The following is a 13,752-nucleotide window of genomic DNA, read 5'->3' as shown; positions in this document are numbered from 1 at the left end:
AGCAGCTTCACCCTTTTTTCCTGCCAAAATACGCACGCTTCAATACTATGTTTCTCATGCGCATAGCGGATGCACCCCGTATCCCCCGGTAACATGCACACACGCGAAGCAGATTTATGAGGTAAAGCCAAAAACTAACACCGTTCGTATAATCTATATTATATACGAACGGTGTTAGTTTTGTCAATTATGGATAAATGCCGCCTGAGCTGCATTTTTCATAAGAAGTTCCATATCGCTGTAAGTGATGTGATAATATGCCTGAAGCAGTTCCAGTTCCCCGGTTATGGTGGTTTTGCTGACCGTCCGGTTATCCGTATTCACGGTTACGGGAATACCGGCCTCCAGAAATTCCAGGAACGGATATTCTTCCATGCTGTTTACCGCCCTGGTCTGCAGGTTGCTGACAGGGCACATTTCAAAAGGAATCTGCTTTGCAGCACACAGGGCTTTCAGTTCTTTATCCCTTCTGACCGCGATTCCATGACCGATCCTGTCAGCCCCCAGCGCTATGGCATCCCACACACTCCCCGGACTGCCGCATTCCCCGGCGTGGATGGTAAAAGGAATCCCCAGTTGTCTGGCAGTTTCAAACATTTCGGTGTGAAGCTTTACCGGAAAAGCCGCTTCATCTCCTGCCAGGTCAAGAGCAGCTACTCCCTGCCCCAGGTATTCCCTGGCAGTTTTTGCAAGCTCCACATTTTGTTCCACCGGCATATGCCGCATACCGCAGAGGATCAAGTTCCCCTCCACACCATATTTCTCTTTTCCCTCCTGCAGGCCATCCAGCGCCCCCTCAATGATCTGCCTGCAGGTAAGGCCCTCACGCACAGATAAAAGAGGCGCAAACCGGATTTCCATATATACCACATTTTCCTTAGCCCCGTCACCCAGCAGCTCAGACACAGCAATACGGAAACTGTCCCTGTCCGCCAGACAGGACAACGGCAGATCAAATTTCTCCAGATACTCTTTCAGGCTTTTGCAGTCCGGCTGCACCTGAAGCAGGTCCATAAGCTTTTCTCCTGCCGGGATCTCCACCCCGGCTCCTGCCGCCAGCTTCCGGATGACCGCCTCAGAAAGAGACCCGTCCAGATGGCAGTGCAGGTCATATTTTTTCAGTTCCTCAATGGTATTCATTTGCATTCCTCCAGATAGTTACGGGATACAAAAATGGTCCCTTTTGGCATAGGTATGCCGAAATTCTCAGCCACACAGGCTCCCACCGCAGCAAAGGAATCCGCTTCGGGAAGCTCTTTACCCTCTTTAAAAGAGGGGGACCAGGCAAGAAACGGCACCTGTTCTCTTGTGTGGTCTGTCCCCGTATAGGTGGGGTCATTTCCATGGTCAGCCGTGATGATGAGCATGTCATCCTCCCTCATGGTATGAAGCAGGATCCCCAGCTTCTCATCAAATCGCATGAGCTCTTGGGCATAGCCTTCCGGATCTCTCCTATGCCCCCAAAGGGCATCAAAATCCACCAGATTCACAAAACAAAGCCCATGAAAATCATTCTCTTCTGCTTCCCGGATGGTCTGTTCCATGCCATGGACAGAGCTTTTTGACTTCAGTGCTTTTGTGATCCCCTCCCCGGCAAAAATATCATTGATCTTGCCAATGGAGATCACATCCAGCCCTGCATCCTTCAGGGCATTCAGCACTGTTTTTCCAAAGGGCTTTACCGCGTAGTCGTGGCGGTTGCTGGTCCGCTTAAATTCGCCCTTTTTCCTGCCCACATAGGGCCTTGCAATGACTCTTCCCACCTTCCACTCATCTTTCATGGTAAGTTCCCTTGCGATCTCACAGCAACGGTACAGTTCTTCAAGTCCGAAAGTTTCCTCATTGCCGCAGATCTGGAGCACAGAGTCGGCAGAGGTATACACGATCATATGCCCGGTTGCCATTTCTTCCTCCCCCAGCTCATCCAGAATCTCTGTTCCGCTGGCACTTTTATTTCCAATGACCTTATGCCCGGTCCGCTTTTCAAGCTCAGAGATCAATTCCGGCGGAAATCCGGTTTCCGTGAAGGTGATAAAAGGCTTTTCTGTCTTCAGCCCCATCATCTCCCAGTGGCCTGTCATGGTGTCCTTTCCCCTGCTGATCTCATTCAGCTTTGTGTAATACCCCATGGGATGTTTTGCAGGCTTGATCCCCTCCAGCGGGTGAAGGTTTGCGATTCCCAGCTTCTGCAGATTCGGCAGGGAAAATCCTTTTACATGTGAGGCAATATGTCCCAGCGTGTCTGCCCCCGCATCCCCAAACTGGGCCGCATCCGCAGCGCCGCCCACACCCAGGGAATCTATCACGATCACAAATACTCTTCTGAATCTTTCTCTATTTTCCATTTATAACCTCTTTCCAAACACATTCTAAGCCAGATTATCCGGCCCAAACCCCATAGGCAGCATCTCTCTCAGGGTATATATACAGTAGTCTTCCTCATTCTTTGCCAGGATGATCTGAAAAGTCTCAGGATCGCAGAATTCCATCATCACCTGTCTGCAAACGCCGCAGGGTGCTGTAAAATCTGTGAGCACGCCGTCCTTTCCGCCCACAATACAGATAGCCGAAAATTCCCGTTCCCCCTGACTTACAGCCTTAAAAAATGCAGTCCGTTCCGCACAGTTGGTGGGTGTATATGCGGCATTTTCAATATTGCAGCCCTGATAAATTTTCCCTTCTTTTGTACAAAGCGCTGCTCCTACCTGAAAACCGGAATAGGGGGTATAAGCCTTGCCCATGGCTTTCACAGCCTGCCGGATCAGTTCTGTCACCGGAATCATGCCCTGTTGTCCCCCTTCCCTGCTTTTTCTTTTCGTATCAATTCCCGGACAGCCTCCACTGCCACCTGTATCGCACCTTCCGTGTCGTGTACCACCGGATTGGGCAGATCTTTTTTGGCCCGTTCCTGGTTGGCAACCACCAGAAAAACACTGCCCGCACGGACCCTCAGATAGCTGGCCACAATGAAAAGGGCCGCGGATTCCATCTCTGACGCTTTGCAGCCCAGCTTCAGCCATGCATCCCACTTGTTTAAAAGCTCATATCCCACCGGTTTTGTCTCCGGAGAGTGCTGGCCGAAAAAAGAATCTTTACACTGCACCACTCCCACATGATAAGGTTTTTTCAATGTTTCCGCTGCACTTACAAGGGCATTTGTCACACCGAAATCAGGCACAGCCGGGAACTCAATGGGGGCATACTCCTTACTGGTCCCTTCCATACGGATGGCTCCGTTGGCAATGACAATGTCACCGCTCTTCACATCCAGGTCCATCCCCCCGCAGGTGCCGATCCGGATAAAAGTATCCGCACCTGACACAGCCAGTTCTTCCATAGCAATAGATGCAGAGGGGCCGCCAATGCCCGTGGAGGTTACGCTTACCATCTCTCCCTCCAATGTACCCGTATAGGTCACATACTCTCTGCTGTCCGCAATCAGCCTGGGATCATCAAAATACTTTGCGATCTTTTCACATCGCTTTGGGTCGCCCGGCATGATGACATAGCGCCCCACATCCCCTCTTCCCACCTGTGTGTGGTATTGTTTTCCCTCTACTTCCGAATAGTTGATCATACATTCATCCCTTTCCTGTAATTTACGTGCCTCATAGGTTTATTATAACAAAACACAGAGAATAGAAAAGGTCATGAGTCTCTTTTTTACAAAAACCTGTTTTTGTGTTACAATGCAGTTAGGTTTTACTATCCCTGACGCCTGCCCGGCTTCTTAACATTCTGCTTTCTCTGCGGACACCACCAGGAGGTTTAAACAATGACATGGAACTTACTTTTAATTTCATCTGTGATTCTGCTCTGTATTCTGCTGCACCGGGTTTCCGATAAAATCGGTGTGCCTATGCTGCTGGCCTTTATTGTCCTCGGCATGGCTTTCGGCACAGACGGAATTGTAAAGATCCCTTTTGAAAATTATGAACTGGCAGAAAATGTCTGCTCCACTGCCCTGATCTTTATTATGTTCTACGGCGGTTTTGGCACCAGCTGGAATGAGGCCAGGCCCGTTGCCGTCAAATCTGTGCTCCTCTCCACTCTGGGCGTTGTGATAACAGCCGCCCTCACAGGTTTCTTCTGTTATTTTATCCTGAAATTCAGTTTTCTGGACAGTATGCTCATCGGTTCTGTGGTCAGCTCCACGGACGCGGCCTCCGTCTTCTCCATACTCCGTTCCAAAAATATGGGACTTAAATATGGGACTGCCTCCATGCTGGAGCTGGAAAGCGGAAGCAATGACCCCTGCTCCTATATGCTCACTGCAGTGGTCTTATCCGCCATGAGCGGCACTGCCAGCGCAGGCTCCATCTTCTATATGATATTTGCCCAGTTGTTCTTCGGCATTCTTTTCGGATGCCTCATAGCCTTTGCCGCCCGGTTTATCCTGCGGCATATAAATTTTGATATCGCCGGATTTGACATGGCTTTTGTCATCGCGGTGGCGCTTCTTTCCTACACACTGCCCTCCATTGCCGGCGGAAACGGATATCTGAGCGCATACATGGTGGGGATCATTCTTGGGAATACCAAGATCAAGAATAAAAAATCGCTGGTAAACTTTTTTGACGGGATCACCGGACTTATGCAGATGCTTATTTTCTTTCTCCTGGGCCTTCTGGCAACACCGTCGCAGCTCCCCCGCATCTTCCTGCCCGCCCTGGCCATCGCCCTGTTTTTGACACTGGCTGCAAGACCTCTGGCTGTTTCTGCCATACTGGCACCCTTTAAATGCCGCTTGAACCAGCAGGTACTGGTCTCCTTTGCAGGTCTCAGAGGCGCCGCATCTATTGTTTTTGCCATTATGGCAACCGTAGATGAAGCTTATACCGGCTTTGATGTCTACCATATTGTATTCTGTATTGTACTTTTATCCATCTTGTTCCAGGGTAGTTTTTTGTCCCAGGCAGCCAAAAAGCTTAATATGAGCGATACGGAAACAGACGTCATGAAGACCTTCAGTGACTATTCCGAGGAGGCAGATCTGCAGTTTATCCGCATACGCATCACGGAGGAACACACCTGGAGCCACAAGGCTGTCAAAGACATCTCACTTCCGCCTGACACTTTATTTCTCATGCTGCTGCGGGGGGAGGAGACGGTGATACCCAGCGGTGAGACCATCTTCCGGCCAGGAGATACGGCTGTATTAAGCGCCCGGGGATATCAGGAACAGGAGGATCTGGAACTGACAGAGATGAAAATAACTGCCAAAAGCCCCTGGATCGGCATTAAGATTTCCGACTTTTCCCCCTATCCGGGTGAGCTGGTCATAATGATACTGCGGGGCGATGAAACCGTTGTCCCAAAAGGTGATACCATCATCATGGAAAATGACCTGCTTGTAATCTACTCTGTTCCCGAATACAGAAAAAATCTGCCTGTAAAAGAATTGCCGGCAGGATAAAAACAGCTCTGCGGTTTTCTCCTCCGCAGAGCTGTCTGTCTTACATATAAGATCTCCAGTATCCCACATGCCTTTCATTGATCTCTTTGATGATCTCCGGTTCCACCTTGAAGTTTCTCTCTATATCCATGAGACCGTTGATCTCCTGCTGCACATCCGACACCTGTGTGTAGCAGAAGCCGCAGATATAAGGCACCTTTTTCACAGCCGTCGTGATCTCATCGAAACGGCGGATAAATTCTTCCTTACTGTTTACTTTATTCCCGTATCCCCAGCCGCTGTCATCATTGTTGAAAGCAATTCCGCCATACTCGCTGATCAGGATAGGCTGGCCTTTGTATTCATATCCGTTTGCCATAGCGGATTTGCTGCTGCTGTGATACATGTCTGTACTCAGGATCTCTTCCTTATGCCCTGCATACCGGTTGTAGAAAATATCGCCGCACTCCTCATAGTCATGAAGCGTGATGATATCGGAAACTGTATGCTCCCATCCGTCATTGACCACTACAGGGCGGTATCCGTCCATGCTCTTTGTGAGATGATAGACTGCCTCTGTGAAGTGCTGCTGTTTTCTCTCCACTTCCACCCTCTGGATGCCCCAGGATTCGTTGAACGGGGTCCAGGTGATGATGGACGGATGGTTATAATTCTGACGCACAATGTCAATCCACTCTTTTGTGAACAGTTCCACCGCATAGTCAGAATATCCGTAGGCAGCGGCAGCCTCACTCCAGACCAGCATACCTTTCACATCACACCAGTACAGGAAACGCTCGTCCTCAATCTTCTGGTGCTTGCGCAGGCCATTGTAGCCAAGGGCATGGATTTTGTCAATATCCTCGATCAGCGCCTCCTCACTGGGCGGAGTCAGATGGGAATCTTTCCAGTATCCCTGATCCAGGATCAGCCTCTGGTACAGAGGCCTGCCGTTCAGCAGGATGTTTGGCCCGTCGATCCTAATCTCTCTCATGCCAAAATAAGAACCAACCTCATCGCATACCTCCCCCTTATACAGTACACGGAAGGAAATATCATACAGATCCGGTTCTTCCGGAGACCAGGTCCTCACGCCCCAGACAAAGGCATTCTCCCCGGTACCTGAAACATCCAGCACTGTCCTTGCATGGGAGGAAGCCATGGCAGTCACACCTTTCGCCACAAACATGCCGTCAAAGCTGACCACTGCCTCCACCATAAGTTCATCCCCCAGGCAGGCAAGATCCCCAGTGATCTCATATTCCAGCTCCACCGCGTTGTCTGTTAGGACCGGGGTTATCTTCACATTGTCCAGCCTGATCTCCGGAACATATTCCATCCAGACTGTTTTCCAGATCCCCGTTGTCTGCACATACCAGCAGGCAAAATTTTCTTTGATCCAGCGCTGTTTTCCTCTGGGCTGGCGGATGTCTGTGGAATCCTCCACTTTCACCACCAGCTGGTTTTCCCCGTCCTGCACAAGGTCTGTCACGTCAAAGGAAAAACGGGAATATCCGCCTCTGTGACTCCCTGCAAAACTGCCGTTGACCCACACTTTTGTCAGGAAATCGCTGCCCTCAAAATGCAGGAGGAGTCTCTTATTGCTGAGTTTCTCGTCCTCCGCTGTGAAGCTGCGTCTGTACCAGACATTTTCATGGATCTCCTCCTGACCGATACCGCTGAGGCTGGTCTCATAAGTAAAGGGAACCTGAATCTCTTTCTTTCCACCGAAATTCTTGTACCACGCCTCTTTTTCCCCGCGGTTGCCGTCATCAAATCCAAAATCCCATGTTCCGTTCAGATTCATCCAGTTGTCCCTCACAAACTGGGGTCTTGGATAGTCTTTTTTGTAGCACTTCATTTCTGTTTGTCCTCCTTATAGGTGAATGTCAATTGCTTTTCTTGTCATCCCTTGACGCCTGACATGGTGATCCCTTCCACGATCTGACGCTCGAACAGGATGTAAATAAGAATCACAGGCACGGCTGCTATCATATTTGCTGTCATTGGTTTTACATAGTCCACAGTGTAGGTTCCCGCAAAGGTGGGGATACCAATGGGAAGGGTGAACTTGCTGCTGCTCATGGAACAAAGCAGAGGCCATAAATAATTGTTCCAGCTTCCTATAAAGGCGAAAATGCAGACCGTTGAGATAACTGCTTTTGACAGGGGCAGGACCACCTTGAAAAATGCGGTCAATTCTCCTCCTCCGTCAATCTGCACTGCCTCCAAAAGCTCATTGGGAAGCCCTTTAAAGAATGTTACCATAATGATCAGATTCATGGAACCTGCAATGGTGGGTAATATAAGGCCCGCATAGGAATCAATCAGATTCAGGCCGTTTGCGGTGATAAAAAGGGGCACAATGGTGGCTTCCCCCGGTACCATCAGGCCCAGAAGAAAGTAAAAATAAAGCGCATTGCTTCCCTTAAACTTAATTTTTGCCAGCGCGTATGCTGCCATGGCGGACAGGATGACCGTCAGGACCGTGGTCAGCACAGCAATGAATACGCTGTTGAACAGCCATTTTGTCACATCCGAACCCAGGATAAGGTCCGGGTAGTTTTGGAAGGTATACGGCGGCGTGAACCAATCCAGTATACTGTTGATCTGCTTACCTTCTCTCTGGAAGGAAACTGCAAGAGACCACAGAATGGGCGTCATAAATATAACCGCCAGGATCACGGATATGACAGACAACACCACACTGCCCGGCTTTTTCTTTGCCTTAGTATTCATCAGCCTCTGCCCCCTTTCTCTCAATCGTCTTCTGCACAATTGTCAGCACCACAAGGATCAAAAACAGTACATACGACATAGCCGCTGCATAGCCCATGTTGTTTTTCTTGAATGCCGTCTCGTATATGTACTGGATCAGCGGCCTTGTGGAGCCTGCAGGCCCGCCTCCCGTGATCATATAGATCTGTCCGAACACCTTAAAGCAGGCAATGACCTGTAAAAGGATCACCAGGTATGTGGTTGGCTTCAGAAGAGGCAGCACGATGGAAAAAAGCTGTTGTCTCTTGGTGGCACCGTCTATGGATGCCGCCTCATATATCTGAGGCGAAATATCCTGCAGGGCTGACAGATACAGAAGCATGGAGAAGCCCACAGTCCACCAGATGGTCATGGATGTAATGGCCGCCCAGGCAAGCCCGCTCTCATTCAGCCACTGCAGCTCCCTGTCCGGGGGCAGAACTTTGATAAAATGCAGAAATCCGTTGATGAATCCCCTGTACGGTGTAAACATATATTTTGCAACAAATGCCGCAACCGATACAGACAGTACACTGGGAAGGTAATAACAGATACGCAGACCCTTCTTTAATTTGTTCGGCCTGTTGGCAAACAGTGCCAGGATCAGTGCCATGACCACCAGAAGGGGTGTGGTGATCAGCACGAAATAGGTGGTGTGCCAAAGGGCATCCAGAAACTTTTTATCTCCCAGGAATTTAACGTAATTGTCAAGTCCCACGAATTTTACTTTTCCCATAAGGGACCATTTGTGGAGGCTGACATAGACACCCTGGATCACCGGCCAGATCGTAAATGTTGTATACAGGATGAAAAAGGGAAGTATAAATCCCAGTCCTGCCAGCAGGTTTTTGCGCTTTCTTTTTTTGCTCACTTGATCTCCTCCTTACAGCTTAACGCTCACAATAGTTTTGCTGTCTGCAAAGGAAAGGAGAGCTTGTATGCTCCCCCTTCTCTGCCCTGCTCCTTTATGGAAGATTCGTATCAAGTTCATCGTAAAGCATATCAACGGCCTCTGCCGCGTCTGTATCTCCTGACCACAGAGTGTTCAGACTGTCGATCATGCCTGTCTTCATAGCATTAAATGTAGAAACCTTGGAAGGAAGGACTGCTGTGTCCAGAGCTTCCATGTAGCTGCTCCTGTACGGCATATCCAGATATTCCTGGCTTTCCCGGACAGCATTGCTGGCAGGTATCTGACCGGAACCGGCCCAAGTAAGACCGCCTTTTTCGGAAGCACTTACCATGAACTCTACTGCTGCCTTGCTGTCCTCTTCGCTTCTGTCTTTTTTGGTAGGAAGGATCAGTGTATGGGAATCTGCCCAGCATGCGTTTTTATCAAACATCTGCGGGTAAGGCATAGCGCCGAAATTCAGATTCTCTGTTTTCTCCAAGGCGCCGGTCCCCCATGTGCCGCCAATATAGATACCGGCTTTTCCGCTCTGGAAGAACTGCTGATGATCATCAATCCCTTCCGCTACATAACCTTTTTCGTAGAGGCTCTTTACAAATTCCGCTGCCTTCACCGCCGTATCCTTATCCATGGTAACTTCGCTGCCGTCCTCATTGACAAGAGGTGTTCCTCCCATCTGGAAGTATGTAGCCCACCACACGCGGTACGGGTCGTCGCCGTTATTTGTCAGGGAAATGACAGAGCCGCCCTCGGGGATAACCGCTTTGATCTTATCGCAGATCCCGTAGAAATCGTCTGCGCTGGCAATCTCAAGCTGGCCTTTATCATTCAGAGCAACACCTGCCTGTTCCAGGATATCCTTATTGAAATACATGATCTCTGCATGGGTGTCAAGCGGGACTGCATAGACGGAACCGTCAAAGGTTACGGATTCCAGGGATGTCTCGGAATACATGGTACTCAGATCCACTCCCAGCTCATCCAGATAATCATCAATGGGCGCCACCACACCCTGTTCCACCAGCTCCGGCAGGGAAGATGCATGAGAGACTCCAATGTCAGGCCCTTTACCTGCTGCCACCGCTGTCTGCAGCTTTGTATAGTAATCTGCCCACACCAGCATAATGGACTGTACCTGTTTCTCCGGGCCTCCTTCATTGTACTCACTGATCATCTTGTCCATGAATTCCCCGTCACCGCCGCTGAACAGGGACCAGAATACCAGCTTGTCCTTATCTATGGCTACTGCCTCCGGGTTGTTTACCGTTCCGTCTTCATTGACATCTGCAGAGGCTTCCTCCCCCTGTTCTGCGGTTCCTTCTTCCTGAGAGGATTTTACCCCCCCCCTCACTTTTTTCTGAACTTTCGCTTCCACAGCCGGCAAGAGCTGCTGTTGCAGTTAATGTAAGTGCCAAGATTGATGCGATTGCTTTACGTTTCATACTTTCTTTTCCTCCTTGAAATTGGTTTCCTATCTTTTTGACCGGTCATAAAAACAATATTACTGTTGGTTATTGCTATGTACTCTTGTTCTTTAGAACAGTTTTATTGTTCTTTATGCATCCATAATACCGTCATTTTGTCTGCATGTCAAGTATAAATTTGCTATAATTTGTGGTTTTGACCATTTATAGCAGTATTTTTATTTATTAATAACAGTTTCTCTGTTGTATTTACTGCTATTTGACCTACTGTTTTCAGTATTTCTGTTATAACTCTTTCACAAAGGGCCATGCCATAACAGAAGCCGCGCCCCACAGATTTTCTATTCTCATAAAAATACTGCCGTATGCGGAAAGCTGTAAATAATCTGACAGCTTTTGGCATACGGCAGTTTTGATCTTCCCGGCCGCTTACAAGTATTCAATACTCAACGCTCATTACAATATCCTGCTCATAGTTGCCAAAGGATTTTCCAAATAGATTAAATCCCCCAATGTATCTGGCATCCTCCTTATTCCCTATGCGCACATCAATATAGGGTTTTTCCATTAAACAAAGGTCCTCCAAACTTACTTTGGCAGCCTCACTTCCGTTGATAAAGCAGCCGTTTTCCAACACCTCCCAGGTCATGAGCATTCCATACTGGGTGGAGCCGTCCGGCCATACGGAAGGGTTCAGTCTCCCTCTTCTGCTTCCAAAATCCCCGGGGCATGTCCAGGTCCCGCAGTCCACACCGTTTATCCACACCGTAATATCTGATTTCCAGTCTTCCCTGTATCCCGGCGCCTCGGAACAGATTTCCATGGACAGGCTCAGACTCTTGGCATGACGGTTCCTGGGAACCGCATTTGCAAATTTGTATTCCACATAGCCGGCAGATGTCCAGAAAAGCCCTGCCCTTATTTTCTCAGGATCATAAAAACTGTATTCCGTATCCTCCATACCGATAACGCCCTCCGGGGAATACAGGCCGCAGGTGGGATGGACTTTGCAGCCGGTGTAGCTGCCGATAGGCATTTCCACACTGACGATCTCATTGACATCCAGATTCCGCCTGAGCAGGCACATATTTACAAAATCAAATTTTCTGCTGCAAACCTTCATGGTCCCCCTGCTGCCGGGCTGTTCCTCCATGCGGATCAAATCTGCTTTTTCCAGAAGTTTCAGATGAAAAGCCGCACTGGACTGGGGAATGTCCAGCGCCTTCGCGATCTCTCCTATGATCATATTGTCAGAATAGAGAAGCTTCAATATCTCCACGCGCACAGGTGAGGACAACGCCTTTCCCACATCACAGAGCGCATCCGCATTCTCCATATCCAGGTCTCTTATTTTTGCCATAATACACCACCGTTTCTTTTCTCCTGCAGTCAAATACCCTGTTTTAATAGATTTTGTGTAACTATTCAGTAGGTCTGCGCATTCACTGCGCTGACCGTAAGAAAGTGTACCACAGCCAAACAAAAATCCCATCGCCAAAGGCGATTCTGCATGGATTTTTGCCTGTAACTGTGAGGGTACTGAACAGTTACGATTTTGTTTTAGTATATCACCTTCTCTCCACACCAGCAAGAATGTTTAATTTCTTCTTTTATCCGTAATATATTTCACTTCCCGTCCCAAAAAGAACAGCGCCAAAAGATTAGGTATTGCCATCATACCGTTCAGGGTATCGGACAGCTCCCATATGACGCCCGGAGAAAGCATACACCCCGGCAGTGTGAGCAGGATATAGCAGAACCGGTATGCGGCTGCCCCCTTCTCTTTACAGAGATAAGCGGCTGTGCGCTCACCAAAGCAGGACCATCCCACAATGGTTGCAAAGGCAAAGAGGACCGTGGCGGCTGCCAAAAATTGTTTGCCATAGGGTATGGCTGTGGAAAAAGCCATTCCGGTGAGGGTGGTGCCGTCAATATTTTCAATTCCTGCTGCCAGATTCTGAAGACAGATCTCCGGCTGGTAGACGCCGCTCACTAAGATCACAAGGGCTGTGACGGTACATACCAGAATGGTATCGATAAAGATCTCTGCAATTCCCCACATCCCCTGTGTTTTTGGGTCTTTGACGTCGGATTGAGCGTGTGCGATCACAGAGGAGCCAAGGCCCGCCTCATTGGAAAATATGCCGCGGGCAACCCCCATCTGCAGCGCCCTGCTGATTCCGTATCCGGCCGCTCCGCCCACCGCCGCTTTTACCCGGAATGCTTCCCGGAATATAATACCGAATGCATCCGGTATCATTTCCCTATGTACCCACAATACTACTAAGGCTCCAAGGAGATAGGCGGCTGCCATGACAGGGACCAGTTTCTCCGTGAAGGCAGCCACCCGCTTCAGGCCTCCGTTCAGCACATAGGCCGTTGCCAGCATAGTCACTACGCCTGTCAAAAAGGCCGGTATATGAAAGGCCTCCTCCAGCCCTTTTGCCATGGAATTACCCTGCACCATATTTCCCATGCCAAAGGATGCCCCCAGACAGCATATGGAAAATATTACAGCCATCCATTTACAGTGAAGCCCCCTGTCCATATACACCATGGCACCGCCTACCCAGGCTCCGTTCTCATCTCTGTAGCGGTAACGGATGCCCAGATAATTCTCCGCGTAATTGGTCATCATACCAAAAAAGGCGGATACCCACATCCAGAAAATAGCCCCGGGCCCGCCGGCCATCAGCGCTGTTGCCACCCCTGTTATATTTCCGGTGCCCAGCGTGGCTGCCAGTGCAGTACAAAAGGACTGAAACTGGGAGATGGAATGCTCCTCCTTGGTCTTTCTGACTTCTTCTTTTTTCAGCAGGGAACCCAGTGTGGTGCGGAACCATTCCCCTGCATGGGTAATTTGAAAAAACCGTGATTTTATGGTGAAACGAATGCCGGTAGCCAGGAAAAAAAACAGCATTCCGGGGCTCCAGACAAACTCATGGAGCGTATGCAATAGATCTGACATACAAAAAGACCTGCCCAAAAAGATATTCATAGCAGTATATGTGGATGCTGTCCAAACTATGAACAGCCTGAGATCTGCGGAGATAAAAGAAAGCCCTGTCAGCATGATTTCTGCACAAATGATATTCCGCAAAAAAACTGCCCCGGTCACCCGGAGCAGTTTTTGAATCGCATATGTTTTACAGTGGAATTACTGTTACTGTACACAGGCCACTGTACCGGGAGGCGTTTTCATGCCGAAAGCATGAAAATCCCGAGGCAGCCAGCGCGATATGGGGCAGAATGCTCCATATCTGTGC

11 protein-coding genes are annotated in these 13,752 nt (G+C 49.2%); 1 reads left to right on the top strand and 10 read right to left on the bottom strand.

The window, feature by feature from the left end; genetic code table 11:
- Positions 1–183 precede the first annotated feature (183 nt).
- The 4 genes from add to udp are packed head-to-tail and all read right to left on the bottom strand — an operon-like array spanning position 184 to position 3,577.
- Positions 184–1,140, bottom strand: a complete 957-nt coding sequence (add, locus tag C6P39_RS20870) for an adenosine deaminase (RefSeq protein ID WP_104805062.1) — start codon at positions 1,138–1,140, stop codon at positions 184–186.
- Complete coding sequence (locus C6P39_RS20865) at positions 1,137–2,345, bottom strand: phosphopentomutase (protein WP_104805061.1); 1,209 nt, start codon at positions 2,343–2,345, stop codon at positions 1,137–1,139. The genes add and C6P39_RS20865 overlap by 4 nt, the downstream gene beginning before the upstream one ends.
- Positions 2,346–2,369: 24 nt before the next feature.
- Entirely contained in the window at positions 2,370–2,783 is a 414-nt protein-coding gene (locus C6P39_RS20860) for a cytidine deaminase (protein WP_104805060.1), read from the bottom strand.
- The gene (gene udp / locus C6P39_RS20855; protein ID WP_095175262.1) at positions 2,780–3,577 is read right to left on the bottom strand and encodes a uridine phosphorylase; all 798 of its coding nucleotides are present in this window, start codon (positions 3,575–3,577) and stop codon (positions 2,780–2,782) included. The genes C6P39_RS20860 and udp overlap by 4 nt, the downstream gene beginning before the upstream one ends.
- A gap of 198 nt (positions 3,578–3,775) precedes the next feature.
- Between udp and C6P39_RS20850 the strand changes: the two genes are divergently transcribed.
- Positions 3,776–5,416, top strand: coding sequence for a potassium/proton antiporter (locus tag C6P39_RS20850; RefSeq protein ID WP_104805059.1), 1,641 nt, complete (start codon positions 3,776–3,778; stop codon positions 5,414–5,416).
- A 40-nt stretch (positions 5,417–5,456) separates the two neighbouring features.
- Here C6P39_RS20850 and C6P39_RS20845 read toward each other — a convergent pair whose 3' ends face one another.
- The 6 genes from C6P39_RS20845 to C6P39_RS20820 form a co-directional block, all read right to left on the bottom strand.
- The gene (locus tag C6P39_RS20845; protein ID WP_104805058.1) at positions 5,457–7,256 is read right to left on the bottom strand and encodes a glycoside hydrolase family 2 protein; all 1,800 of its coding nucleotides are present in this window, start codon (positions 7,254–7,256) and stop codon (positions 5,457–5,459) included.
- A gap of 44 nt (positions 7,257–7,300) precedes the next feature.
- Positions 7,301–8,134 carry a carbohydrate ABC transporter permease gene (locus C6P39_RS20840; RefSeq protein WP_104805057.1) on the bottom strand — a complete coding sequence of 278 codons (834 nt, stop codon included), beginning with the start codon at positions 8,132–8,134 and terminating at the stop codon, positions 7,301–7,303.
- Positions 8,124–9,023: a carbohydrate ABC transporter permease gene (locus C6P39_RS20835; RefSeq protein WP_095175258.1), complete on the bottom strand. Its 900-nt coding sequence runs from the start codon at positions 9,021–9,023 to the stop codon at positions 8,124–8,126. The genes C6P39_RS20840 and C6P39_RS20835 overlap by 11 nt, the downstream gene beginning before the upstream one ends.
- Positions 9,024–9,117: 94 nt before the next feature.
- A complete protein-coding gene (locus C6P39_RS20830; protein WP_242987095.1) occupies positions 9,118–10,437 on the bottom strand; it encodes an ABC transporter substrate-binding protein in 1,320 nt (439 codons plus the stop codon).
- 488 nt (positions 10,438–10,925) lie between these two features.
- A complete protein-coding gene (locus C6P39_RS20825) occupies positions 10,926–11,846 on the bottom strand; it encodes an ArsR/SmtB family transcription factor (RefSeq protein ID WP_095175256.1) in 921 nt (306 codons plus the stop codon).
- Positions 11,847–12,083: 237 nt separating this feature from the next.
- The gene (locus C6P39_RS20820) at positions 12,084–13,454 is read right to left on the bottom strand and encodes an alanine/glycine:cation symporter family protein (protein WP_104806006.1); all 1,371 of its coding nucleotides are present in this window, start codon (positions 13,452–13,454) and stop codon (positions 12,084–12,086) included.
- Positions 13,455–13,752 lie beyond the last annotated feature (298 nt).

This window comes from Blautia marasmi, from assembly GCF_900258535.1.
GTDB classification, from domain to species: domain Bacteria; phylum Bacillota; class Clostridia; order Lachnospirales; family Lachnospiraceae; genus Blautia; species Blautia hominis.
Note: the sequence above shows the minus strand (reverse complement) of the source record. Positions and strands in the feature narration are given on the sequence as shown.